This window comes from Streptomyces sp. NPDC091292 (genome assembly GCF_044757265.1).
Classification (GTDB): domain Bacteria; phylum Actinomycetota; class Actinomycetes; order Streptomycetales; family Streptomycetaceae; genus Streptomyces.
Map to the genome: position 1 here is coordinate 277,001 of NZ_JBIVUQ010000006.1, position 22,080 is coordinate 299,080.

At 73.0% G+C, this 22,080-nt stretch carries 25 protein-coding genes; 18 read left to right on the top strand and 7 right to left on the bottom strand.

Annotated features, from left to right (window positions below):
• Positions 1 to 39: 39 nt before the first annotated feature.
• From ACIQNU_RS19575 to ACIQNU_RS19600, 6 genes are read left to right on the top strand one after another with little or no spacing between them, the layout of a single operon-like run.
• Positions 40 to 951 carry a NifU family protein gene (locus tag ACIQNU_RS19575; protein ID WP_401367701.1) on the top strand — a complete coding sequence of 304 codons (912 nt, stop codon included), beginning with the start codon at positions 40 to 42 and terminating at the stop codon, positions 949 to 951.
• Entirely contained in the window at positions 948 to 1,592 is a 645-nt protein-coding gene (locus ACIQNU_RS19580) for a DUF5947 family protein (protein ID WP_401367704.1), read from the top strand. The genes ACIQNU_RS19575 and ACIQNU_RS19580 overlap by 4 nt, the downstream gene beginning before the upstream one ends.
• The gene (locus ACIQNU_RS19585) at positions 1,589 to 2,248 is read left to right on the top strand and encodes a DUF6084 family protein (protein WP_401367706.1); all 660 of its coding nucleotides are present in this window, start codon (positions 1,589 to 1,591) and stop codon (positions 2,246 to 2,248) included. Before ACIQNU_RS19580 ends, ACIQNU_RS19585 begins: the two co-directional genes overlap by 4 nt.
• Before the next feature lies 1 nt (position 2,249).
• Complete coding sequence (locus tag ACIQNU_RS19590; protein ID WP_401367709.1) at positions 2,250 to 3,683, top strand: hypothetical protein; 1,434 nt, start codon at positions 2,250 to 2,252, stop codon at positions 3,681 to 3,683.
• The gene (locus ACIQNU_RS19595) at positions 3,680 to 4,246 is read left to right on the top strand and encodes a hydrogenase maturation protease (RefSeq protein ID WP_401367712.1); all 567 of its coding nucleotides are present in this window, start codon (positions 3,680 to 3,682) and stop codon (positions 4,244 to 4,246) included. Before ACIQNU_RS19590 ends, ACIQNU_RS19595 begins: the two co-directional genes overlap by 4 nt.
• Before the next feature lie 16 nt (positions 4,247 to 4,262).
• Positions 4,263 to 4,367: a DUF6893 family small protein gene (locus tag ACIQNU_RS19600; protein WP_401367715.1), complete on the top strand. Its 105-nt coding sequence runs from the start codon at positions 4,263 to 4,265 to the stop codon at positions 4,365 to 4,367.
• Here ACIQNU_RS19600 and ACIQNU_RS19605 read toward each other — a convergent pair.
• Positions 4,343 to 4,771 carry a helix-turn-helix transcriptional regulator gene (locus ACIQNU_RS19605; RefSeq protein ID WP_401367717.1) on the bottom strand — a complete coding sequence of 143 codons (429 nt, stop codon included), beginning with the start codon at positions 4,769 to 4,771 and terminating at the stop codon, positions 4,343 to 4,345. The two genes, ACIQNU_RS19600 and ACIQNU_RS19605, sit on opposite strands and share 25 nt — an antisense overlap.
• Before the next feature lie 55 nt (positions 4,772 to 4,826).
• Between ACIQNU_RS19605 and ACIQNU_RS19610 the strand changes: the two genes are divergently transcribed.
• From ACIQNU_RS19610 to ACIQNU_RS19665, 12 genes are all read left to right on the top strand, one after another.
• Complete coding sequence (locus tag ACIQNU_RS19610) at positions 4,827 to 5,189, top strand: hydrogenase maturation nickel metallochaperone HypA (RefSeq protein WP_401367720.1); 363 nt, start codon at positions 4,827 to 4,829, stop codon at positions 5,187 to 5,189.
• Complete coding sequence (gene hypB, locus ACIQNU_RS19615) at positions 5,173 to 5,967, top strand: hydrogenase nickel incorporation protein HypB (RefSeq protein WP_401367723.1); 795 nt, start codon at positions 5,173 to 5,175, stop codon at positions 5,965 to 5,967. The genes ACIQNU_RS19610 and hypB overlap by 17 nt, the downstream gene beginning before the upstream one ends.
• Positions 5,964 to 8,396 carry a carbamoyltransferase HypF gene (hypF, locus tag ACIQNU_RS19620; RefSeq protein ID WP_401367726.1) on the top strand — a complete coding sequence of 811 codons (2,433 nt, stop codon included), beginning with the start codon at positions 5,964 to 5,966 and terminating at the stop codon, positions 8,394 to 8,396. The genes hypB and hypF overlap by 4 nt, the downstream gene beginning before the upstream one ends.
• Positions 8,397 to 8,410: 14 nt before the next feature.
• Positions 8,411 to 8,737: a HypC/HybG/HupF family hydrogenase formation chaperone gene (locus tag ACIQNU_RS19625; protein ID WP_401367728.1), complete on the top strand. Its 327-nt coding sequence runs from the start codon at positions 8,411 to 8,413 to the stop codon at positions 8,735 to 8,737.
• Positions 8,734 to 9,852, top strand: a complete 1,119-nt coding sequence (gene hypD, locus ACIQNU_RS19630) for a hydrogenase formation protein HypD (protein WP_401367731.1) — start codon at positions 8,734 to 8,736, stop codon at positions 9,850 to 9,852. Before ACIQNU_RS19625 ends, hypD begins: the two co-directional genes overlap by 4 nt.
• An 85-nt stretch (positions 9,853 to 9,937) precedes the next feature.
• Positions 9,938 to 10,927, top strand: coding sequence for a hydrogenase expression/formation protein HypE (hypE, locus tag ACIQNU_RS19635; protein ID WP_401368071.1), 990 nt, complete (start codon positions 9,938 to 9,940; stop codon positions 10,925 to 10,927).
• 75 nt (positions 10,928 to 11,002) lie between these two features.
• Complete coding sequence (locus ACIQNU_RS19640) at positions 11,003 to 11,386, top strand: DUF779 domain-containing protein (protein ID WP_401367734.1); 384 nt, start codon at positions 11,003 to 11,005, stop codon at positions 11,384 to 11,386.
• 254 nt (positions 11,387 to 11,640) lie between these two features.
• Positions 11,641 to 12,843 carry a phosphodiester glycosidase family protein gene (locus ACIQNU_RS19645; protein WP_401368074.1) on the top strand — a complete coding sequence of 401 codons (1,203 nt, stop codon included), beginning with the start codon at positions 11,641 to 11,643 and terminating at the stop codon, positions 12,841 to 12,843.
• Positions 12,844 to 12,937: 94 nt separating this feature from the next.
• Entirely contained in the window at positions 12,938 to 13,687 is a 750-nt protein-coding gene (locus ACIQNU_RS19650) for a response regulator transcription factor (protein ID WP_401368077.1), read from the top strand.
• Positions 13,674 to 15,866, top strand: a complete 2,193-nt coding sequence (locus tag ACIQNU_RS19655; RefSeq protein WP_401367735.1) for an ATP-binding protein — start codon at positions 13,674 to 13,676, stop codon at positions 15,864 to 15,866. Before ACIQNU_RS19650 ends, ACIQNU_RS19655 begins: the two co-directional genes overlap by 14 nt.
• A gap of 104 nt (positions 15,867 to 15,970) precedes the next feature.
• On the top strand, positions 15,971 to 16,372 hold the full coding sequence (locus ACIQNU_RS19660; RefSeq protein WP_401367737.1) for an LPXTG cell wall anchor domain-containing protein: 402 nt from the start codon (positions 15,971 to 15,973) through the stop codon (positions 16,370 to 16,372).
• An 89-nt stretch (positions 16,373 to 16,461) separates the two neighbouring features.
• A complete protein-coding gene (locus ACIQNU_RS19665; protein ID WP_401367739.1) occupies positions 16,462 to 17,136 on the top strand; it encodes a class F sortase in 675 nt (224 codons plus the stop codon).
• 41 nt (positions 17,137 to 17,177) lie between these two features.
• Here the strand turns inward: ACIQNU_RS19665 and ACIQNU_RS19670 are convergent, their stop codons facing one another.
• The 6 genes from ACIQNU_RS19670 to ACIQNU_RS19695 form a co-directional block, all read right to left on the bottom strand.
• On the bottom strand, positions 17,178 to 17,372 hold the full coding sequence (locus tag ACIQNU_RS19670; RefSeq protein WP_401367741.1) for a hypothetical protein: 195 nt from the start codon (positions 17,370 to 17,372) through the stop codon (positions 17,178 to 17,180).
• 169 nt (positions 17,373 to 17,541) lie between these two features.
• The gene (locus ACIQNU_RS19675) at positions 17,542 to 18,417 is read right to left on the bottom strand and encodes a phosphatidylinositol-specific phospholipase C/glycerophosphodiester phosphodiesterase family protein (protein WP_401367744.1); all 876 of its coding nucleotides are present in this window, start codon (positions 18,415 to 18,417) and stop codon (positions 17,542 to 17,544) included.
• A gap of 106 nt (positions 18,418 to 18,523) precedes the next feature.
• Complete coding sequence (locus ACIQNU_RS19680) at positions 18,524 to 19,219, bottom strand: ABC transporter ATP-binding protein (protein WP_401367745.1); 696 nt, start codon at positions 19,217 to 19,219, stop codon at positions 18,524 to 18,526.
• Positions 19,212 to 20,138: an ABC transporter ATP-binding protein gene (locus ACIQNU_RS19685; RefSeq protein WP_401368079.1), complete on the bottom strand. Its 927-nt coding sequence runs from the start codon at positions 20,136 to 20,138 to the stop codon at positions 19,212 to 19,214. The genes ACIQNU_RS19680 and ACIQNU_RS19685 overlap by 8 nt, the downstream gene beginning before the upstream one ends.
• A 77-nt stretch (positions 20,139 to 20,215) precedes the next feature.
• Entirely contained in the window at positions 20,216 to 21,106 is an 891-nt protein-coding gene (locus ACIQNU_RS19690) for an ABC transporter permease (protein WP_401367747.1), read from the bottom strand.
• A complete protein-coding gene (locus tag ACIQNU_RS19695; protein ID WP_401367749.1) occupies positions 21,099 to 22,064 on the bottom strand; it encodes an ABC transporter permease in 966 nt (321 codons plus the stop codon). The genes ACIQNU_RS19690 and ACIQNU_RS19695 overlap by 8 nt, the downstream gene beginning before the upstream one ends.
• Positions 22,065 to 22,080: the final 16 nt, after the last annotated feature.

Here is a 22,080-nt window from a genome sequence, read left to right on the forward strand (position 1 = left end):
CACGAGTCCGAGGGGTCCCGCACAGGAGAGGGCGCGCCGATGGCCGGACAGGAGACGGGCGAGCGGATCGCCACGCTGCTCGACGAACTGGAGCGGCAGGCAGGACCCGGGGCACGCGACACGGCGGACGAACTCGTGCGCAGTGTCGTGGAGTTCTACGGCGAGGGCCTGGCGCGGACGGTGCGGCTGCTGAAGTCCGCGCCGGCCGGGGCGGATCCGGTCGCGGTGCTCGTCGCCGACGAGCTGGTCGGCGATCTGCTGATCCTGCACGACCTGCACCCCGAGGACACGCTGACCCGGGTGGGGCGGGCGCTGGACAAGGTGCGCCCGTACCTCGGTTCGCACGCGGGTGATGTCGAGGTCGCCGGGCTCGACCTGGACGCCGCCGACGGGCCGGCGCTCCGGCTGCGCTTGCGCGGGAGCTGCGACGGGTGTCCCTCGTCCACCCAGACCGTGCGCTGGACCATCGAGGAGGCCGTCGCCCGGCTCGCCCCCGAGGTGGCGCGGATCGAGGTCGAGGGCGTCACCGAGGACACCCCTCAGGAACAGCCCCTGTTGCAGATCCTGCCGCACCGGCCGTCCGACGCCCCGGGCGGACCGGACGTACCTGAAACACACGGGCCCGTCCAGTGGCACACCCTGAGCCCGCAGTCGCTGCCGCCCGCGGACCGCTCCACCAAAGTCGCCGAGGTCGGCGGACATCCGCTGCTGCTGATACGGCTGCCGGGGAACCTGTACGCCTACCGCGACCACTGCCCGTCCTGCGGCGCGGGGCTCCGTACCGCCGTGCTCGAAGGTGAGTCGCTGCGGTGCGCGCGGTGCGCGGCGGAGTTCGACGTCAGGCGGGCGGGGCACGGGGAGAGCGGGCACCTGGAGCCCGTACCGCTGCTTGAGGAGGGCGGGGCGGTACGGGTCGCTCTGCCCGGGGAGTTGCTGGGGGCGCGGCCATGACGGCGGACGTGCTGAAGCAGTTCACGCGCCGGCCGCCGCCTCCGGGTGAGCGGTGCGAGCTGTGCGGGGAGCCGCTGCCGCCCGAACACCGGCATCTCGTCGACACCACGCGGCGCTCCCTCAAGTGCGCCTGCCCGCCCTGCCATCTGCTGTTCACCCGGCCCGGCGCGGGGCAGGGCCGCTTCCGCGCGGTGCCATCCCGCTACCTCACCGACCCGGGCTTCACCCTCGACGCGTCCGACTGGAACCGGCTCCAGATCCCCGTGGGCCTCGCCTTCTTCTTCCGCAACTCCGCGCTCGACCGGCTCGCCGCGTTCTACCCGAGCCCGGCGGGCGCCACCGAGAGCGAACTCGACCCGGAGACCTGGGACGCGGTGATCGGCCGCACCCGGCTCGCCGGGCTCCTCGAACCCGATGTCGAGGCGCTGCTGCTGCACTACGAACGCGGCACGCCCGTGACCTGCACGCTCGTCCCGGTCGACGTCTGCTACGAGTTGGTCGGCCGGATGCGGCTGCACTGGAAGGGGTTCGACGGCGGCGCCGAGGCCCGTACGGATCTCGCGGAGTTCTTCCGGCGGATCGACGCGGCGGCCCGGCCCCTGGCCCCGGAACCGGTCCCGGACCCGGGAGGCACCGCGTGACCGATCTCCACTTCACCTGCACCGGCGTACGGCCCGAGCCCTTCGGTGCCGGACCCACGCTGCTGTTCGGGCTGCGGATCGAGGAGTCCGACCACCAGCCGGTGCACGCGATCGCGCTGCGCTGCCAGATCCGTATCGAACCCGCGCGCCGCGGCTACGCGCCGGAGGAGGTCGGCATGCTCGGTGACCTGTTCGGGGAGCCGAGCCGGTGGAGCAGCACGCTGAAGCCGCTCCAGTTCGCGCACGCCTCGATCACGGTCCCCGGCTTCACGGGCACGACCCACGTCGATCTGCCGGTGCCGTGCACCTATGACACCGAGGTCGCGTCCGCTTCGTACTTCCGTGCCCTGTCCCGGGGCGAGATCCCGCTGCTGCTGCTGTTCTCCGGCACGGTCTTCACCGGCCGCGCCGGCTTCCGCGCCGAGCCCATCCCCTGGCACAAGGAGACCCAGTACCTGATGCCCGTGGACGTGTGGCGGAGCATGATCGAGGAGTACTTCCCGGGTACGGGCTGGCTGCGGATCCGGCAGGACTGTCTGGAGTCGCTGCGCCGCTACCGTTCGGCGCGCGCCCTGCCGTCCTGGGAGCGGGTCTTCGAGGAGCTGCTTTCCACGGCGGACTCTGCGGACACGGCGGACGCCAAGGGCGGTGACTGAGATGACGCACCCCCGGCGCCCCCTGAACCCCTTGGCCGACGGCTTCGACCGGGCCCGCGCGGTCGCCGACGCGGTGCTGTTCGAGGGGTACGTCCTCTACCCGTACCGCGCGTCGGCCGCCAAGAACCAGGTGCGGTGGCAGTTCGGCGTCCTGGTGCCGCCCGCGTGGGCGGGGACGGGCGGCGAGCACGACGTACAGCGCACGGAGTGCCTCCTTGAGCCGCGCGACGGGGACCGGCTCCATGCCGAGCTGCGCTTCCTGCGGGTACGGCGGCGTACCGTCGAACGGCTCGCGGACGACGGCACGTACACCGAGGTGCCCGACCTTGAGCTGCCCGACCGGGTGCTCGTGCCCTGGGACGAGGGGACCGAGGAGCGCGTCCTGATCCACACGCCCCTCGCCGAGCTGACGGAGGATCAGGCGCACGCGCGGGCCGTGACCTTCGACCTGCCGCCCGCCACCTCCCACGAACCGGTGGTGGACGAGGCGGGTCGCACCGTGGGAAGACTGGTCCGGCGCGCGGCACGGCTCAGGGGTGAACTCCGGCCGCTGGTCGAGGAGTTGCCCGGTCCGTACCGGGTGGTGCGGCTCACCGTGACCGTGCACAACACCACCCCGGTCCCCGGCACCGTCGGCGCCGGGCGTGAGGCGGCGCTCCCGCACAGCATGGTCGGGACGCATCTGCTGCTCGGGGTGCCCGGCGGGCGGTTCCTGTCGATGACCGATCCGCCCGAGTGGGCGCGCCCCGCCGCCGACGCCTCGCACAACGACGGCGCCTGGCCCGTCCTGGCGGGCGAGCCCGGCGACGACGACATCGTGCTGTCCTCGCCGATCATCCTGGAGGACCACCCGGCCCTCGCCGACGAGAGCCCCGGACCGCTCTACGACGCCACCGAGATCGACGAGATCCTGTCGCTGCGCACGGCGGCGCTCACCGAGCGCGAGAAGCGCGAGGCACGGGGCACGGACGCGCGGGCCGCCGAGGTCGTCGATCTGGTCGACAGCATGCCGGAAGCGGTACGGGAGCGGCTGCACGGAGCGATCCGGGGGCTGCGCGAGGTGACCGGCGGCGACGCCCGCGCGGACGCCCCGGCTGCCGGGCTGAGCCTGCCGGACGGCTCCGGGCACCCCTGGTGGGACCCGGCGCAGGACTCCGAAGCCGACGGGACAGCGGTGACGGTCGTCATCGACGGCGAGACCGTCGGCGCCGGAAGCCGCGTCCTGCTCACGCCCGGAGCGCGCCGCACCGACGCGCAGGACGCGTTCCTCCTCGGCCGCCACGCCACCGTCGAGACCGTGGTGCGCGACCTCGACGGCGAAACTCATCTCGCGGTCGTCGTGGACGACGACCCCGGCACCGATGTCCGCCGCGACCAGGGCCGGTTCCTCTACTTCAAGCCCGACGAGGTGGCCCCGCTGAAGGAGGCGCCATGACCACCCCCGACGAGCCGCGCCGGGTCCTTGTCGCCGGTGTCGGCAATGTCTTCCTGCAGGACGACGGTTTCGGTGTGGAGACCATCCGGCACCTCGCCCGTCTGGACGCCTCACGGCTGCCGCCCGGCGTGGAGCTGATGGACGCGGGAATCCGCGGGGTGCACCTCGCCTACCGGCTGCTCGACGGCTACGAAACCCTCGTCCTGGTCGACATCGTCAACCGGGGCGGCCCGCCCGGCACCCTCTACACCATCGACGTCGGCCCGGAACGGCCTGGCGCGCGACCGGCGGAGGATCCGGAGGAGCAGGGCGCGGGACCGCTCGAAACGGGACCGCTCGACACGCACGCCATGGACCCGGCGAGCGTCCTCGGCCTGCTGCACGATCTGCACGCCGGAGCGGGCGGCTCGCTGCCCGACGAGGTGTACGTGGTCGGCTGCGAACCCCGTGCCACGGACGAGGGCATGGGCCTCACGCCACCCGTGGCGCAGGCCGTGGAGACAGCGGCGGACCTGGTCCTCGACCTGGTGCGCCAGGGCTCCTCCGTACCCCGGAGAAGCTGAACCGATGGAGGCAGGCATGGAATGGACCTGGATCGGCGTCGCCGCGGGCCTCGCCGTGGCCTACGGAGTCGCCAGGAATCTGCCCGACGTACGCCGCTATCTGCGCATGCGCCGCATGTGATCGAGGTACGCGGGGCCGCGAGCGGCACCGGGGTCGGCGTCGGGCCCGAATCCGTCGCCGCCGCCGATGGCGTCGAGCTGGAGATACCGCTCAAGGAAGAGATGGAGGGTGCCGTGCAGCTCCCCCAGCCGCACGAACCAGAGGGCGAGGTTCATCGCGCCCTGCTGCGTGATCACGTAGACGCGGCGCGCGGGGCCGCTGTCCGACGCGTCCCAGTGCGAGGTGACCTCGCCGCAGCTCTCCATCCCCCGCAGCAGCCGGTACACATGGGCCGACTCGGCCTCCGCGCAGCCGAAGGCGCCCAGCCGCTGCACCAGTTCGTACCCGTGGCCTTGGCGCTCGGCGAGGAGCAGGAGCAGCACCGGGTTGAGCAGAGCGCGCCGCTCGACCTCGTGACCAGTCATGGTTCTCCCAGCGTAGCCAGCCTGGGCCCGCCCGCACGTCCGGGCGGTGATCAGCGTGCATGAGCTGTCCCTCGCGATGGCCGTCGTCGACCAGGTCCAGGAGGCCGTCGGCGCGGACGGGCGGGTCACGTCCCTGACGCTGCGCATCGGCGAGCTGGCGGGGGTGGTGCCCGAGGCGCTGGACTTCTCTTTCGACTTGGCGGCGGACGGCACCGCGCTGGCGGGGGCGCGGCTGCTGATCGAGACTGTGGAGGGACGGGCCCACTGCGACGGCTGCGGCCGGGACGTCCCGACCGGAATGCCCCCGGTCCTCTGGTGCGCCGACTGCGGCGCGAACCTCACCCTGCTGGCCGGCCGGGAACTCGACATCGTCAGCGTCGTACTCGACGAGGAGACGAGCCATGTGCCGAACGGTTGACCTCCATCAGGCCGTCCTCGCCAAGAACGACGAGCACGCACTCGCCCTGCGCCGCTATCTGGCCGCGCGCGGCACGGTGGCCGTGAATCTGCTGTCCAGCCCCGGCAGCGGCAAGACGGCCCTGCTCGAACAGCTGCTGACCAGGGCGGTCGCGGCCGGGACGCCCGCCGCGGCCGTCACGGCCGACCTGGCCACCGAGAACGACGCCATGCGGCTGGCCCGCTCCGGCGCCCCGGTCCGGCAGATCCTCACGGACGGGCTCTGCCATCTGGAGGCGGGGATGCTCCAGCGGCGGCTGGAGGGCTGGCTGCCCGAGGGCACCCGGCTGCTGTTCGTGGAGAACGTCGGCAATCTCGTCTGCCCGGCCTCCTACGACCTCGGCGAGACCGTGCGGATCGCGCTCGCGTCGGTGACCGAGGGTGAGGACAAGCCGGTGAAGTATCCGACGGCCTTCGGTCTCGCGCAGGTCGTCGTGATCACCAAGACCGACCTCGCGGACGCCGTGGGCTTCGCGCGCGAGGAGTTCCTGCGCGGGGTCCGGCAGGTCAACCCGGGTGTGCCGGTCCTGGAGACGTCCGCCCGCACCGGGGACGGTGTGGACGCGCTGCTCGCCCACCTCATGCGGTGCGCGGACGGAGCGGAGCCGCACACGCCCGTCCTGGCGCAGGAGCACGAACGGTATCTGCACAGCCATGAGCACGCCGAGGGGCATACGCACGACCACGAGCGGGTGCCCGTCCGCGACCAGGGCGCCCATCACCGGGACGCCGTGTCATGACCGGGGCCACGGACGTCATGACCGGGGCCGCGGACCGCGCGCGCCGGCACGTCACCGTGCGGGGCGTGGTCCAGGGCGTCGGCTTCCGGCCCTTCGTCTACACCCTCGCCGAGGAGTTCGGTCTGACCGGCTGGGTCACCAACAACGCCCAGGGGGTCGAGGCCGAGGTCGAGGGCCCGGCGCGGGCCGTGGCGGAGTTCTGCGCGCGGATCGGGACCCGGGCGCCGCCGCTCGCCGTCGTGGAGTCCGTCGAGGAGCGCGGTGTGCCGCTGGAGAACGACGGTTCGGGGTTCACCATCCGGCCCTCGTCGGGCGGCCCGGGACGCACCCTGGTGTCGCCGGACACGGCGACCTGCGCGGCCTGTCTGGGCGAGCTGGCGGACCCGGCGGACCGGCGCTTCCGGCACCCGTTCATCACGTGCACGCACTGCGGCCCCCGGTTCACCATCGTGACCTCGCTGCCGTACGACCGGGACCGCACCACGATGGCCGGCTTCCCGATGTGCCCGGACTGCGCCCGTGAGTACACGGACCCGGCGGACCGGCGCTTCCACGCGCAGCCGGTCGCCTGCCCGCACTGCGGCCCCCGCCTCACCCTGCGCACCGTCCCGCACGGAGCCGAGGCTCCCCGGGACGCGGAGGCCCTGGCGCTGGCCCGGCGGATGCTCGCCGAAGGGGCCGTCGTCGCGGTGAAGGGCATCGGCGGCTACCACCTGGCCTGCGACGCGGGCGACCCGACGGCGGTACGGACCCTGCGCAAGCGCAAGAACCGGGGCGGCAAGCCCTTCGCGGTGCTGGCCGACGGGCTGGAGACGGTGGAGCGGGTCGCCGTGGTCGGAGATGCGGAGCGGGAGCTGCTGCTCGGCCCCCGTAAGCCGGTCGTCCTGCTGCGGCGGCGGGCCGCTTCGGCTCCCGAGGTGGCCCCGGGTGTCGCGCCGGGCAGCCCCGATCTCGGTGTGATGCTGCCGTACACCCCGCTGCACCGGCTGCTGCTCGGGCTGGACGGGGATCCGCCGGGCCCTGCCGTCCTGGTCATGACCAGCGGCAACCGCTCGGGTGAGCCCATCGTCACCGACGACGCCGATGCGCTGACCCGGCTCGAAGGGCTGGCGGACGCGTGGCTCGTCCACGACCGGCCCATCCACGTGCCGTGCGACGACTCGGTGGTACGGATCTGCGCGGGCGCCGAGCTGCCGGTGCGCCGCTCGCGCGGGTACGCGCCCTTCCCGGTCGCGCTGCCGGTGCCCGTGGTCCCGGCGCTCGCCGTCGGCGGCGATCTGAAGAACACGTTCTGTGTCGGCGACGGCCGCTACGCGTGGCTGTCCGCGCACGTCGGGGACATGGACGACCTCGCCACGCTGACCGCGTTCGAGAAGGCCACCGCGCATCTGACGGACCTCACCTCGGTCGATCCCGGGCTGCTGATCGCCGACCGGCACCCCGGTTACCGCTCCACCCAGTGGGCCCGCAGGACCGCCGAGGCCCGCGGGCTGCCGCTGCGGCAGGTCCAGCACCATCACGCCCATGTCGCGTCGGCCATGGCGGAACACGGTCTGGACGGCTCGGCGCCGGTGATCGGCGTGGCCTTCGACGGGACGGGATACGGCGACGACGGGACCGTCTGGGGCGGTGAGGTGCTGATCGCCGACTACGACGGATACCGCAGGTTCGCCCATCTGCGGCCGGTGCCGCTGCCGGGCGGTGACGCGGCCGTCCGCAACCCGTACCGGATGGCCCTCTCCCACCTCGGCGCCGCGGGCCTGCCCTGGTCGGACGACCTGCCGTGCACCGCCGCCGCCACACCGGAGGAGCGGCGGCTGCTGCGGCGCCAGCTGGAGCGCGGGCTCGCGTGCGTGCCGACGTCCAGCATGGGCCGCCTGTTCGACGCGGTGTCGTCCCTGGCGGGCGTCTGCCACCGCGTGGAGTACGAGGCGCAGGCCGCGATGGAGCTGGAGAACGCGGCCCTGTCCGAGGCGCCGGGACCGGTCGGTGACGACGCGCGGAACGGTGCGTACGGGTTCATCCTGGGAGCGGAGCCCCAGGGTTCCGCGGCGCCACCGAGGGACGATTCCGCGCCCCTGATCGCCGATCCGGCGCCGGTCCTGGCCGCCGCCGTCGCGGACGTCCGGGCGGGTGTTCCGGCCGGGGTCGTGGCCCGCAGGTTCCACGGGGCCGTGATCGCCCTGGTCCAGGAGGTGTGCGCGGTGGCACGGAACCGTACCGGCCTCACGACGGTGGCCCTGAGCGGCGGGGTGTTCTGCAACGCGCTGCTGACCGAGGGCTGCACCGCCGTCCTCGAAGGCGACGGCTTCACCGTGCTGCGCCACCGCAGGGTGCCGCCGAACGACGGCGGGCTGGCCCTCGGGCAGCTGGCCGTCGCCGCGCGGGACACCGCGTCCCGAGCCACCGATTCCCTGTCCACGGGGTGAGCGAGGAGCGAGCCATGTGTCTGGCCGTACCCGGCCGAGTGCTGGAGATCGAGGAACGTGACGCGACGCGGATGGCCAAGGTGGACTTCGGTGGCGTCGTCAAGGACGTGTGTCTGGAGTACGTACCGGACATGCGGGTCGGGGACTACGCGATCGTCCATGTCGGGTTCGCCTTGCAGCGGCTGGACGAGGAGTCCGCGAAACAGACCCTGGAGCTGTTCGAGAACCTGGGCGTCCTGGAGGAGGAGTTCGGGGACGCCTGGTCCAGGGCCGCCAGGGACGCGGGCGCCGAACGCCCCGCAGGAACCGGGCTCCCGGGGGACAAGGAGGCGCGCTCATGAAGTATCTCGACGAGTTCAGTGATCCGGCACTCGCCAAGCGGCTCTTCGACGACATCCGGGCCGTCACCACACAGCCCTGGTCGCTGATGGAGGTGTGCGGCGGTCAGACCCACTCGATCATCCGGCACGGCATCGACCAGCTGCTGCCCGACGAGATCCAGCTGATCCACGGGCCGGGCTGCCCGGTCTGTGTGACCCCGCTGGAGATCATCGACAAGGCCCTCGACATCGCGTCACGGCCCGACGTGATCTTCTGCTCCTTCGGCGACATGCTGCGCGTGCCCGGCAGCGGGCGCGATCTGTTCAAGGTCAAGAGCGAGGGCGCGGACGTACGGGTCGTGTACTCGCCGCTGGACGCCCTGCGGATCGCGCAGCAGAACCCCGAGCGTCAGGTCGTCTTCTTCGGTATCGGCTTCGAGACCACGGCGCCGCCGAACGCGATGACCGTGTACCAGGCGAAGAAGCTCGGCATCTCCAACTTCAGCCTCCTGGTCTCGCACGTCCGGGTGCCCCCGGCGATCGACGCGATCATGAACTCGCCGGACTGCCGGGTGCAGGCGTTCCTCGCCGCGGGCCATGTCTGCACGGTGATGGGCACCAACGAGTACCCCGAACTGGCCGAGCGGCACCGGGTCCCGATCGTCGTGACCGGCTTCGAACCGCTGGACATCCTGGAGGGCATCCGCCGGGCGGTACGGCAGTTGGAGGCCGGGGAGCACACGCTGGAGAACGCGTACCCGCGCGCGGTCCAGGCCGACGGAAGCCCCGCGGCCCGCGCCATGCTGGCGGACGTCTTCGAGACGACCGACCGGGCCTGGCGCGGCATCGGCATGATCCCGCAGAGCGGCTGGCGGCTCTCCCCCAAGTACCGCGAGTACGACGCGGAGTACCGCTTCTCGGTGACCGGCATCGACACCCAGGAGTCGACGGTCTGCCGCAGTGGTGAGGTGTTGCAGGGCCTCATCAAGCCGCATGAGTGCGCCGCCTTCGGCAAGGAGTGCACCCCGCGCAATCCGCTCGGCGCCACGATGGTGTCCAGCGAGGGCGCGTGCGCCGCGTACTACCTGTACCGGCGTCTGGAGGCACCGAACAAGGAGGCGAGTTCCGTTGGCTGACACCGCTTCGGCCCCCGCTTCGGCCCCCGTCGACTTCTCCAGTTGGACCTGCCCCGCGCCGCTGCGCGACCACGACAGGATCGTGATGGGGCACGGCGGTGGCGGCACGCTCTCCGCCGAGCTGGTGGAGCATCTGTTCGCCCCGGCCTTCGGCAGCGACGTCCTCGCCGAGCTGGGCGACTCGGCCCATCTCACCCTGGGCGGCGCCCGGCTGGCGTTCTCGACCGACTCCTTCGTCGTACGTCCCCTGTTCTTCCCGGGCGGCAGCATCGGTGACCTCGCCGTCAACGGCACCGTCAACGACCTGGCGATGGTGGGGGCCGTGCCCTCGTACCTGTCCTGCGGTTTCATCCTGGAGGAGGGCGTCGAACTGGCCGTCGTGGGGCGGGTCGCCGAGGCCCTGGGCGCTGCGGCGCGGACGGCCGGCGTGGTGGTGGCGACCGGCGACACCAAGGTCGTCGACGCGGGACACGGTGACGGAATCTTCATCAACACCGCCGGGATCGGCCTGATCCCGGACGGGATCGACCTCCGCCCGCAGCGCGCGGCGCCCGGTGACGTGGTGCTGGTCAGCGGCCCGATCGGGGTGCACGGCGTGGCGATCATGAGCGTGCGTGAGGGGCTGGAGTTCGGGGTCGAGATCCAGAGCGACACCGCGTCGCTGGCGGGTCTGGTCGCCGACATGCTCGCCGCGCACCCCGGCATCCACGTACTGCGCGACCCCACCCGTGGCGGCCTGGCGACCTCGCTCAACGAGATCGCTTCGGCTGCCGGTGTGGGCATCACCCTGGACGAGCGCGCCCTGCCCGTCCCGGACACCGTCGCGAACGCCTGCGCCTTCCTCGGGCTCGACCCGCTCTATGTCGCGAACGAGGGCAAGTTGGTCGCCTTCGTCCCGCCGGAGCACGCCGACGCGGTTCTGGAAGCGATGCGTGCCCACCCGCTGGGCAAGGAGTCGGTGCGGATCGGCCACTGTGTCCCCGACCATCCGGGCATGGTGGTCGCGGCCACCGGGCTCGGCGGTACGCGGGTGGTGGACATGCCGCTCGGCGAGCAACTGCCGCGTATCTGCTGACGATCGCCCACCACGCTCCTCACCCACCGCCCGCTGCAACCTTCTCGCAACCTGACGCGTGCTCGACTGGTTCCCATGGACCGTCACGAGACCACGGACCGGGACAGCGGTGCCGCGAAGGTGGAGCTGACCCCGGCGGCGGCCGAGTTGCTGCGCCGGCTGCGCGAGGCCCACGGGCCGCTGATGTTCCACCAGTCCGGCGGCTGCTGCGACGGCAGCGCGCCGATGTGCTACCCCGAGGGCGAGTTCCGCACGGGCGCCTCCGACGTGCTCCTCGCGGAGCTGGCCGTGGACGGCGTGGCGGAACCCGTCACGTTCTGGATGTCGAAGAGCCAGTACGCGGTGTGGAGCCACACCCGGCTGATCGTCGACGTCGTCGAGGGCCGCGGCAGCGGTTTCTCGCTTGAAGCACCCGAAGGGGTACGTTTTCTGATCCGTTCCCGGCTTGTCGGCACGTAGCCACTGCCACGGCCACCTCCGTCTGATGGACTCTCTCCTTCTGAACTGCGCGCCTTCCGCTGCCGGTTGACCATCGGCGGGGCGGGCGGCGGCAGCCGGCCGGAGCGGAGAGGGCGGGCCCTGTGGTGGCAGGTGCGGCGGTACGCAGACGGACACTGGCGTCGGGGACACCGACAGAACGGGCGTCGGAGGGACGGGCGCCACGACGACGGGCACGGGTGGGACGCGGACAGCTCAGAGCGGCACTGACCGTACTGGGGGTGTCCGGCGCGCTGGCCGGTGCGACGCTGACGGGGGCGGCGCCCGCCACCGGTCTGGAGCGTCAGGCCGGGCCGCCGGGGGTGCGGGTCGCTCCCGGGGTGACGTACCGCGAGTTCGACATCGCGGCGGCGAAGGGACCGACCCACGCGCATCTGCTGACCGTCGACCTGCGCGACCGGCGCGTGAAGGTGGATCTGCTGCGGCCCCCGGCCGTGGGCGCGCGCGCCACGATCTCCTCGCTCGCCGACTCGGCGGGGGCGGTCGCGGGTGTCAACGGCGACTTCTTCAACGTCAGCGAGGCCCAGCACCCCGGCGTGGCGGCGACCGGCGCGGCCGTCGGGCCCGCGATCGGCTCGGGGCGCGCCCTGAAGGCCGCGGTCCCGAACGGGCAGCGCTTCGGCCCCGCCCTGCCGCCGGGCACGACCACCGAGGACGTCCTCGGTGTCGGTGTCGACGGCCGCGCCCGCCTCGACCGGATCGCGCTGGACGGCTCGGTCACCACGCCCACCACTCGGCTGCCGCTGCGCGGGCTCAACCAGTACGCGCTGCCGGTGGGTTCGGTGGGCGCGTTCACCAAGGACTGGGGCAGCGTGTCGCGCGTGCGCGCCACGTGCGGTACGGACACCGACCGGGCGGCGCCGTGCAGTACCGACACGCACGAGGTGACCGTGCGCGACGGAAAGGTGGTCGCGTCTTCCGACACACCGGGCAGCGGCGCGGTTCCGGCCGGTACGACGGTGCTCGTGGGCCGTGAGGCGGGCGCCCAGCAGTTGCGGAAGCTGTCGCCGGGCGACAAGGTGCAGGTCCGGCACCAACTGGTCGCTGCCGGTTCCCGGGTCGCGTACCGCTTCGCGATCGGTGGCTTTCCGGTGCTGCGGGGCGGGGTGCCGCTGCCGGGTCTGGACGCGCGGACGTCGGCCGTGCGGACGGCGGCGGGCATCGCCGACGGCGGACGGCGGCTGCTGCTGCTCGCGCTGGACGGCGCCCCTTCGTCCCGCACCGGGTTGAGCGTCGCCGAAGTCGCCGACGTCATGCGGGGGTTGGGGTCGCAGGACGCGTTCAACCTGGACGGCGGCGGCTCGTCGACGCTGGCGGCGCGCGCACAGGGTGCGGCCACCGTGTCGGTACGCAACCATCCGAGCGACGGCACGGAACGAGCCGTGGCGAACGGCATCGGGGTCTTCTCCCAGAGCTGATCTCCCGGCGCCCCGGCAGAACACCGACCGAACGGATCGTCGTACCGCACCATCACGGCACTCGCCTACGATCGACCGCGTGTGCGCATACGTCATGGTGGCCGAGGACGACGACAAACAGGCCGAGCTGGTCCGTCGCTATCTGGAACGCGAGGGGCACTCCGTCGCGGTGGTACGGGACGGGCTCGCCGTTCTGGAGCAGGTCCGGCAGAGAGAGCCGGACCTGCTCGTGCTCGATGTGATGATGCCCCGGGCCGACGGTCTGGACGTGGTCCGGGTGCTGCGGGCCGAGGAACGGGAGCTGCCCGTCCTGATGCTGACGGCCCGCAGCACGGAGGACGATCTGCTGCTCGGGCTCGATCTGGGCGCCGACGACTACATGACGAAGCCGTACAGTCCCCGCGAGCTGATGGCGCGCGTACGGACGCTGCTGCGGCGGACCCGGCGGACGGGCCGGACCCCCGAGCCCGCGGAGCCGGCGGCACCGTCCGAGATGACCGTGGGGGCGCTCGTCGTGGACCCCGACCGGCACGAGGTGCGCCTCGGCGGGGAGCCCGTCGACTGCACGCCCGGTGAGTTCCGGATCCTCGCCGCGATGGCCGCCGAACCGGACCGCGTGTTCACGCGGCAGCGGCTCCTGGAGGAGTTGCACGGATTCGACCGGTACATCAGCGGGCGGACCGTCGACGTCCACATCATGAATCTGCGGAAGAAGGTGGAGCCCGCGCCGCGCAGTCCGGTGCGGCTGCTCACGGTGTTCGGGGTCGGCTACAAGCTGACGGATCCGGACCGGGCGCGGTTGGCAAGGCTTCCGGCGCGGGGCGGGCGCGATGCGTCGCGGTGACGCGGACGGCCGCTCCGGCTCCCGCCTCCCGTTGCGCAAGAGCCTGCTGGGCCGGTTCCTCGCCGTGTCGGCGACCGCCGCGGCCTGCTCGGTGGCGGCGACGGCCTGGATCGCGGCGCAGACCACGTCCGGGGCGATCCGGCAGGAACAGGGGCAGAACCTCGCCGACGACACGCACATCTACACGACCCTGCTCGGGTACGCGGCCACGCATCCGGACTGGGACGACGTCGGGAGCACCGTCGAGAAGCTGGCGGACCGGACCGGGCGCCGGATCACGGTGACCACGCAGAACCGCCGGCCGCTCGCGGACTCCGGCGCCGAAGCGACACCGTCCGCCCTGCCGCGCCGGGTCTCGGCGGTGGTCGACCCGCTGTCCGTGGACACGGCCCTGTCCGCGTCGGGCGCAGAACTCTCCGATCCGCCGGCCGGCGTCTCCTGGGCGGCCGGGGCGTTCAAGTCGGCGACACCGACAGTGGCGCCGCAGCCGGTGGCGAGCGCCCCGCCGGCCTCGGTCCCCGGCTCCCGTGGGCCGGCCGCCCCCGCAGAGACCCCCGATATCCGGAACAGCCCCACCACGCCGCCCTCCGACGCACCGGGCACACCGCCCGCCGACGCACCGGTCACCTCGACCGACCGTATCGACCCGCGTGCCGTGGGCCCCTTCAAGTTGCCTGCGGCGGAGCGGAAAGCTCTGGGCCTGGTCGCGAAGCGGGAGGCGGAGTGTCTGAGGGGCAACGGCGTGGCGGTGGACGTCGTCGCCGCCCCGAACGGGCGCCCCAGACTGCGGACCGCCGACGACTCCCCCCGGGTGTCGGAGGCGGTCCAGTCCCTCGCCTACCAGTGCGCGGTGGCGGACGCCGACAAGCCGACCCGGACCGAGGCCAAGGCGCTGACCGCGCTCACCCATCTGACGAACCTCTGTCTGGCGCGCGGAAACCATGAGGACATCAAGCTCAACCTGGACCTGACCTGGTCGACGCCGGGCGCGGCCTATGAGGTGCGCTCCGAGGCCGACGGTTCGGCCGTGGCGTCCTGTGTCGGCACCGCCCGCCGGGAACAGCTCAGCACCTATGTGGCCGCGCCCGCACTGCTGTTCATCGCGGATCCGGGCGGCGCCACCGTGCCCGGCTTCGACCTGTCCCCCGGCTACGCCGCCCAGATCGCGGGCGCCACCGCCCTGGTGCTCGCCCTCACGGTCGGTGCGTCGGTGCTGGCGGGCAGGCGGCTGGTCCGGCCGCTGCAAGCGCTGACGGGTGCGGCGCAGCGGATGAAGGACGGCCTGGACACCCAGGACACCGTGCCGGTGGCGGTGGCCGCGGACAACGAGATCGGGCGACTCGCCGCCGCCTTCAACGACATGGCCGAGCACCGCGCCCGCCTGGAGCGGCAGCGGAAGGTGATGGTCAGCGATGTCGCACACGAGCTGCGCACGCCGCTGAGCAACATCCGGGGCTGGCTGGAGGCGTCGCAGGACGGCATCGCCGAACCGGACGGCCCGTTCGTGTCCTCGCTCCTGGAAGAGGCCGTCCAACTCCAGCACATCATCGACGACTTGCAGGACCTGGCCGAGGCCGACGCGGGAGCGCTGCGGCTGCACCCCGAACCGGTACGCGTCGACGACCTCGTCGGACAGGTCGCGGCGGCGCACCAGGCCCAGGCGGACACGGCGGGGGTCACCCTCACGGTGTCCGTCCCGCCCGCCGACGACCTGCCCGTCCTGACGGCGGACCCGGTCCGGCTGCGGCAGGCGATCGGCAACCTCCTCTCCAACGCGGTACGGCACACGCCGTCCGGCGGCGAGGTCACACTGCGGGCGGTACGGGACACCGGAGGCGACGGTGAGCAGGACAGGACCGGTGTCGTCGTGGAGGTGCGGGACACCGGTGTGGGCATTCCGGAGGCCGATCTCCCGTATGTCTTCGACCGGTTCTGGCGGGCCGAGAAGTCCCGCAGCCGACGGACCGGAGGCAGCGGTCTGGGGCTGGCGATCGTCCGCAAACTCACCGAGGCGCACGGGGGAAGCGTGCGGGTGTCGAGCGAGGTGGGCGTGGGCTCGGTGTTCTCGCTGCGCCTCCCGGCCGACGGGACCGGCACGGGCGGGGACGTGGTCGGGGATGCCGACGGATCCGGGGAGCGGGAGCGGTCCGGGGCTGATGCGATGACCACAGCGATCTGACAGGTTCTTCATAACTTCACGCCAGCCTTGCGGTCATGCCCGAGGCGGCGGTTCACGCCGGTCGCGGGCGCCCCACATTGCCCAGCTGGAATGGAGCCACCGTCATGTCCCACCGCCCGTCCCTGCGTACCATCGCGCTGCTCAGCGCGACGGTCGGCGGCGTGCTCGTCCCGTCCACCGCGGCCTTCGCCACGGACTCGCCCAGCCCGACGGTCACCGAACGGCCGGAGGCGACCCCGTCGAACGCGCCGACGGACGCCAAGCAGTCGAAGGCGACCCCCTCGAAGGCGCCGACGGCCAGTCCTTCCGTCCCCACGGACCGCTCCGCGGCGCCCGCCCCGGCCGTCACCGCTCCGCGCGGCGGCGTGGCCGCCGGTGAGCGTCCGGCCGACACCGGGTCCGCCACCGGAGCGCTCGCCGGTACGGCGGCGGGGGCCGCGCTCCTCGCGGGCGCCGGCACCTTCGTGATCCGCCGCCGCTCGTCCGCCGCCCACCGCAACGGCTGACGTTCCGACCGGGTGGCGCCGTCCGGGCCGTCCGCGCCGGGCGGCGCCACCCGACCGGCCACCACGTCTTCTGGAGATCCCGAGAACCGATGCCCACGCCTCTCACCGCAGCCCCCGCAGGGCGCTTCGCGGGTGCCGCAGTGGCGGCGCTCCTGCTGCTCACCGGCTGTTCGTCCAGCGCCGCCGACACATCCGCCGCATCCAATAGGTCCAACGGGTCCGACAGCTCCAACGGGTCCGGCGGGTCCGCCACTTCCGACGCGCCGCCGGCGCCCGAGCGCGAGAAGGAGTCGGGCACCTCCGAGTCCCCGCCCCCCGCGGCCGACCCGGCCCATGTCGCCATCCCCTCCCTCAAGGTGTCGAGCACCCTGATGCCGCTGGGGCTCAACAAGGACGGCACGGTCGAGGTGCCGCCGGCGGAGAAGGGCATGACCGCGGGCTGGTACACGGGCGGGGCCAAGCCCGGTCAGCGCGGGCCCGCCGTCATCATCGGCCACAACGACACCCGGTACGGACGCGCCGTCTTCCACGACCTGAAGAACATCGCCAAGGGCGCGGACATCGCCGTACGGAACAAGAAGGGCGCGACTCTGCACTTCACGGTGGTGGGGACCGAGACGGTGAGCAAGACGGCGTTCCCGACCAAGAAGGTCTACGGGGCGACGGAGGGGCCCGAGTTGCGGCTGGTCACGTGCGACGGCGCGTTCGACGCGCAGGGGCATCCGGTGGACAACCTGATCGTGTACGCGACGCTCAAGTCCTGAGACTCATTGGGACGTGACGCCGCTTCGGGTCTCATCCCGCCTCAGGGTTTCAGGCTGCTGACGATTTCGGTGGTCGTCGTCAGGCCCTCGTGGATGGTCGGCGCCATGCTCGAACTCGCGAGGTAGAAGCCGAGCAGGACGCAGACCAGGGCGTGCGAGATCTTGAGTGCGCCGTTGCGCAGGAAGACCACGGCGAGGATCAGCAGAAGCAGCACCACAGAGATGGAAATGGCCATCGGTCACCCTCCTCCGCCACGTCGGCACCCGTGGCTTTCGGCCGCAAGTGTGGCGTAGCGGAGGGCTCGTCCGGGCGAGTGGCGTGTCCGCCGAACGTGTGTTGACTGGGTGTGACCGTCCGCCAGGACAGAGGCCCCGGCGGGATGTGAGAGGGCGGGGCCCGGTCGGCTACCGCTTGTCGTGGGTGTCGAGGAACGCCTCAAGGCCCGCCAGGTCGTCGGTGTTGAGGAAGTCGACGTCGGCGGCGAGCAGTTCGGACCAGAGGGCGTCGCGGGCCGGTCCCGCGAGGTCGGGCGTGGCCCAGAAGCGGACCTGCTGGCCGCGCCGGTGGGCGTCGGAGACGATGCCGTGCAGCTTGGCGCGCTCGGCGGCCGGGAAGGGCCCGGTGCCCTGCCAGGTGAAGTTGTTGCCCCAGTTGTCGCTGATCAGCGACACGAAGGAGGCGGGCGCCGCGGTGCCCAGGTCGGCGAGACGGCCGTCGTAGAAGGCGTACCGGGTGCGCTGCGCCTCCATCGGGGCGCGGGCGGCGCGGTCGCCGGAGATCACGGCGGTGACGGCTCCCTGGCGTACCCGGCTGTTCACGTAGCCGGTGAGGATGTGCCGGTACGGGCGCAGTCTCCGGTCGAGTTCGCGGTAGGTGGACGCGCCTTCGGTCTTGATGTCGATGAGGAGTTGCAGCGGGGTGCGCGAGCCCCGGTACACCGAGCCGTGGTGGGCTCGTATGCGGGCGGCGAGCGGGTCGAGGTAGAGCGATTCGAGGGTGCGGGCCGGGTCGAGGTCGACCGCGTCGTGGGCGACGAGGAGTTCGCCGTCGACCAGCCAGATGTCCGCCTCGACGCTGCCGAAGCGGTGGTCGAGCGCGTCGAACAGGGGCCGGGTGTGCTCGTAGTCGTTGTGGGCGTGCGCGCGGCGCAGCGGACGGGGTCCGTGTCCGTGCCCGGGTCCTTGTCCGCTGCTCTGGGCGAAGGCGGTGGGCGCGGCGAGGGTTCCGGCGAGTGCGGCGCCGAAGGTGGTGAGGGCGGCGCGGCGGGTGGTGAAGGCCATGTTCTGCTCCCGTGGGGGTGCCGTACAGGTCGCCAGTGAGTATGCGGTCACCGGCCGCCGATCGGGGCGTCCGCGGCAAGGAGTTGGCGTGATCGCCACCCTTGATTCACCGCGCCGCCCCGAGTGCACCGCCCCCGTTCCCGCTCTCGCCCGTGAGTTCCGCCCAGTGCGCCGTCCGCCCGCACCAGCGTTCCAGCAGGGTGCGGTCGTGGCCGACGGCGAGGAGGGCGGCGCCCGTCGCGCTCCGGTACTCCTCGACGACGGCGACCAGCGCGGCTGTGGTGGAGGCGTCGAGCATGGCCGTCATCTCGTCGCAGATCAGCAGCCGGGGCCGCAGGACGAGGGCGCGGGCCAGGCAGGCGCGTTGCAGCTGTCCGTCGCTGACCTCGTGGGGCCGGCGGCCGAGCAGGTCCTCGCCCAGGCCGACGGTGTGCGCCAACTCCCTTGCCCGGTCGGCGACTTCGGAGGAGCGGCCGGTGGCGCGCAGAGGTTCGGCGATGAGGTCGGCGAGCCGCAGGCGCGGGTCGGCGGAGAGGCGGGGCTGCTGGAAGACGACGCCGATGGCGGTGCGCCGGGCGCGGGGCGCGCGGTGGCGCCAGCCCAGGACGGGGGTGCCGTCGAGGACGACGTCGCCGGAGTCGGGGCGGTGCAGCAGCGCCGCGACGCGGGCGAGCGTGGACTTGCCGCAGCCGCTGGGGCCGAGCAGCCCCACCGACTCGCCGTCGCCGACGCGCAGCGAGACGTTCCGTACGACGGGGGCGCGGCGGTCGTATCCGGCGGTGAGGGAGCGGAGTTCAAGCACCGGGCACCTCCGACGCCACGGCCGCCTCACGGGCCACCAGGGGATGGTGGCAGGCCACGTCCTTGAGGACCGGCAGGGTCTCGCAGATGTCCGTGGCGCGGGTGCAGCGGGCGGCGAAGGCGCAGCCGTCCGGCAGCGCCGACAGCTCCGGCGGCATCCCCGGTATCGGCACGAAGTCCCGCTCGGGCAGCGCGTTCAGCAGGCCGCGCGCATAGGGGTGCCGGGGGCCGGGCGTGCCGAAGAAGGCGGGCGCGTCGGCGATTTCCACGATCCGGCCCGCGTACATCACGGCGACCCGGTCGGCGATGCGTGCGGCGGCCGACAGGTCATGGGTGATGAGGAGCAGCGCGCGGTGGTCGCCGGTGTGGCGGCGCAGTTCGTCGACGGTGCGGTCCACCAGGTCCCGGTCGAGGCCGGTGGTGGGTTCGTCCGCGAGCAGCAGCGGGGCGTCACCGACCAGGGCGAGCGCGGTGGCGGCCCGCTGGGCGAGCCCGCCGGAGAGTTCGTGCGGGTAGCGGTCGAGGTGGTCGGCGGGGAAGGCGGTCCGCGCCGCCGCCGCTCCGACGGCGTCCCGCAACTCCGCCTTCGGGACGCGCGCCACCTCCCGCAGTGTCTCCGCGAGATGCGACCGCACGGTGCGTACGGGGGTGAGATGCGCGGCGGGGCTCTGCGGTACGAGGCCGACGCGGCGCCCTCGTACCGTACGCGCCAAGGTGTCTTCGCCTGCGGTGAGCAGGTCGGTGCCGTCGCCGATGAGGGCGGAGCCGGTGGCCTCGGCGTTGCCCGGGAGCAGCCCGAGCAGGGCCGATGCGAGGACGGACTTGCCGCAGCCGCTCTCGCCGACGAGGGCCAGGCACTCCCCCGCCGCGAGGTCGAACCGGGCGTCGGTGACGGCGCGCACGACGGCGCCCTCGCGCATCCGGAACCGTACGGAGAGGTCCCGTACGGACAGGACCGGTGGCGCCGGGGCGGTGGGTCTGTCGGTGGAGGCGGTGGTCACAGCATCAGCTCCGATCGGCGCCGTGGGTTGAGGCGTTCCCGCCAGGTGCCCGCGAGGCCCGCGATGGCGAGGGTCGGCACGATGATGAAGAGGCCGGGGAAGAGGGTCGGCCACCAGTCGCCGGCGAGCAGGGAGCCGCGCGCGGACTGGACGAGGCCGCCGAGGCTGGCCTGGTGGGTGGGGAGGCCGAGGCCGAGGAAGGACAGCGCGGACTCGTGCCAGATGGCGTGCGGCACCATGAGGACGGCGGCGAGTCCGGCCTGCGGCAGCACTCCGGGCAGCAGATGGCGCACGGTGACGCGCCACCGTGACGCGCCACCGGAGATCGCCGCGTCGACGTAGGGCCGGGCGCGCAGGGACAGGACTTCGGCGCGGACGATCCGGGCGGTCGACAGCCAGTGCGTGAGGGCGACGGAGACGACGACGGGCCAGACGCCGGGCCGGAACATCGCGACGATGAAGATGCCGAGCAGCAGATGCGGCACCGAGGCGAACGCGTCGACCAGTCGCATCACGAGCCGGTCGACCCAGCCGCCGCAGGCCGCGGCCGTCGCGCCGACGGCGGTGCCGATGACGGTGGCGACGACGGCGGCGACCACTCCGACGAGGAGGGACACGCGCAGCCCGTACACACAGCGCAGGAGCAGGTCGCGGCCCACGTCGTCGGTGCCGAACGGGTGGGTCCAGGACGGTGGTTGGAGCTTGTCGGCGAGGTGGACGGCCTGTTCGTCGAGGTCGGCGAGTGGCGGCACGAGCAGCACGGCGAGGAGCACGGCGGCCACGATGACGGCCGAGGTGCCGACGCGCCACGCGCGCGGGGTGCGCGGGACACGGATCGGAGGGGGAGTGCGGCTCGGACGGGGAGTGGGGCGGAGTGTGTCAGCCATCGAAGCCCACCCTCGGGTCGGCGAGTCCGTACAGGAGGTCGGCGAGCAGGTTGCCGACGAGGACGGCGGCCGTGGCGAGGACGGTGAGCGCGGCGAGCAGCGGGAAGTCGACGGCGGTGGCCGCCTCGACGGTCGCGGCGGCGATGCCGGGCCAGCTGAAGACGGTCTCCACCAGGAGGGCGCCGGTGATGAGTTCGGGCACGCGGGAGCCGATGAGCGTGAGCACGGGCAGCATTCCGGAGCGCAGGGCGTGTCCGATGAGGACGGTGCGTTCGGCGAGGCCGCGCGCGCGGGCGCCGCGCACCGGGTCCTCGTCCAGGGCGTCACCGACACCTTGGCGGACGTACAGCGCGAACCAGGGCAGTTGGGAGATCGCGAGTACGGCGGCGGGCAGGATCAGATGGCGGGCGACCTGTCCCGCCGTGACGGTGTCGCTGCCGGTGTCGGTGAGTCCGCCGGCGGGCAGGACACCGAGCTTGAGCGCGAACAGCCAGACGGCGAGGAGCCCCAGCCAGAACGGGGGCGCCGCCTCCAGGGTGTAGGCGAGGGAGCTGACGGCGCGGTCGACGAGGCCACCGCGCCGGCGGGCGGCGAGCACGCCGAGGAGGGTGCCGAGCAGGATCGCGGCGGCGAACGCGGTGGCGGCCAGGAGCACGGACCAGCCGGCGCGTTCGCCGATGACCTCGGCGACCGGCTGTCGCAGGGTGCTGGAGTCCCCGAAGTCGCCTCGGACCGCCGAGGTCAGCCAGTCCCACCAGCGGGCGACGAGCGGCTGGTCGACGCCGAGGTTGGCGCGCAGTTCGTCGAGGTTCTCCTGCGAGGCGGTGAGCCCCGCGGTCCCGGCGTACGCCTTCACGGGGTCGAAGGGGGACACGGCGGCGATGGCGAACACGCCGAAGGTGACAGCCGCCAGGACGGGCACGGCGAACAGGGCCCGCCGTCCCGCGAGGCGGCCCATGGGCCCCCAGGGGAGC

What these genes read in the sequence shown, in the direction of transcription:
- ACIQNU_RS19575 (WP_401367701.1), top strand. Translation starts at nt 40, where the DNA reads ATGGCCGGACAGGAGACGGGCGAGCGGATCGCCACGCTGCTCGACGAA.
- ACIQNU_RS19580 (WP_401367704.1), top strand. Translation starts at nt 948, where the DNA reads ATGACGGCGGACGTGCTGAAGCAGTTCACGCGCCGGCCGCCGCCTCCG.
- ACIQNU_RS19590 (WP_401367709.1), top strand. Translation starts at nt 2,250, where the DNA reads ATGACGCACCCCCGGCGCCCCCTGAACCCCTTGGCCGACGGCTTCGAC.
- ACIQNU_RS19595 (WP_401367712.1), top strand. Translation starts at nt 3,680, where the DNA reads ATGACCACCCCCGACGAGCCGCGCCGGGTCCTTGTCGCCGGTGTCGGC.
- ACIQNU_RS19600 (WP_401367715.1), top strand. Translation starts at nt 4,263, where the DNA reads ATGGAATGGACCTGGATCGGCGTCGCCGCGGGCCTCGCCGTGGCCTAC.
- ACIQNU_RS19605 (WP_401367717.1), bottom strand. Translation starts at nt 4,771, where the DNA reads ATGACTGGTCACGAGGTCGAGCGGCGCGCTCTGCTCAACCCGGTGCTG.
- hypB (WP_401367723.1), top strand. Translation starts at nt 5,173, where the DNA reads ATGTGCCGAACGGTTGACCTCCATCAGGCCGTCCTCGCCAAGAACGAC.
- hypF (WP_401367726.1), top strand. Translation starts at nt 5,964, where the DNA reads ATGACCGGGGCCACGGACGTCATGACCGGGGCCGCGGACCGCGCGCGC.
- ACIQNU_RS19625 (WP_401367728.1), top strand. Translation starts at nt 8,411, where the DNA reads ATGTGTCTGGCCGTACCCGGCCGAGTGCTGGAGATCGAGGAACGTGAC.
- hypD (WP_401367731.1), top strand. Translation starts at nt 8,734, where the DNA reads ATGAAGTATCTCGACGAGTTCAGTGATCCGGCACTCGCCAAGCGGCTC.
- hypE (WP_401368071.1), top strand. Translation starts at nt 9,938, where the DNA reads ATGGGGCACGGCGGTGGCGGCACGCTCTCCGCCGAGCTGGTGGAGCAT.
- ACIQNU_RS19640 (WP_401367734.1), top strand. Translation starts at nt 11,003, where the DNA reads ATGGACCGTCACGAGACCACGGACCGGGACAGCGGTGCCGCGAAGGTG.
- ACIQNU_RS19650 (WP_401368077.1), top strand. Translation starts at nt 12,938, where the DNA reads ATGGTGGCCGAGGACGACGACAAACAGGCCGAGCTGGTCCGTCGCTAT.
- ACIQNU_RS19655 (WP_401367735.1), top strand. Translation starts at nt 13,674, where the DNA reads ATGCGTCGCGGTGACGCGGACGGCCGCTCCGGCTCCCGCCTCCCGTTG.
- ACIQNU_RS19660 (WP_401367737.1), top strand. Translation starts at nt 15,971, where the DNA reads ATGTCCCACCGCCCGTCCCTGCGTACCATCGCGCTGCTCAGCGCGACG.
- ACIQNU_RS19665 (WP_401367739.1), top strand. Translation starts at nt 16,462, where the DNA reads ATGCCCACGCCTCTCACCGCAGCCCCCGCAGGGCGCTTCGCGGGTGCC.
- ACIQNU_RS19670 (WP_401367741.1), bottom strand. Translation starts at nt 17,372, where the DNA reads ATGGCCATTTCCATCTCTGTGGTGCTGCTTCTGCTGATCCTCGCCGTG.
- ACIQNU_RS19675 (WP_401367744.1), bottom strand. Translation starts at nt 18,417, where the DNA reads ATGGCCTTCACCACCCGCCGCGCCGCCCTCACCACCTTCGGCGCCGCA.
- ACIQNU_RS19685 (WP_401368079.1), bottom strand. Translation starts at nt 20,138, where the DNA reads ATGCGCGAGGGCGCCGTCGTGCGCGCCGTCACCGACGCCCGGTTCGAC.
- ACIQNU_RS19690 (WP_401367747.1), bottom strand. Translation starts at nt 21,106, where the DNA reads ATGGCTGACACACTCCGCCCCACTCCCCGTCCGAGCCGCACTCCCCCT.
- ACIQNU_RS19695 (WP_401367749.1), bottom strand. Translation starts at nt 22,064, where the DNA reads ATGGGCCGCCTCGCGGGACGGCGGGCCCTGTTCGCCGTGCCCGTCCTG.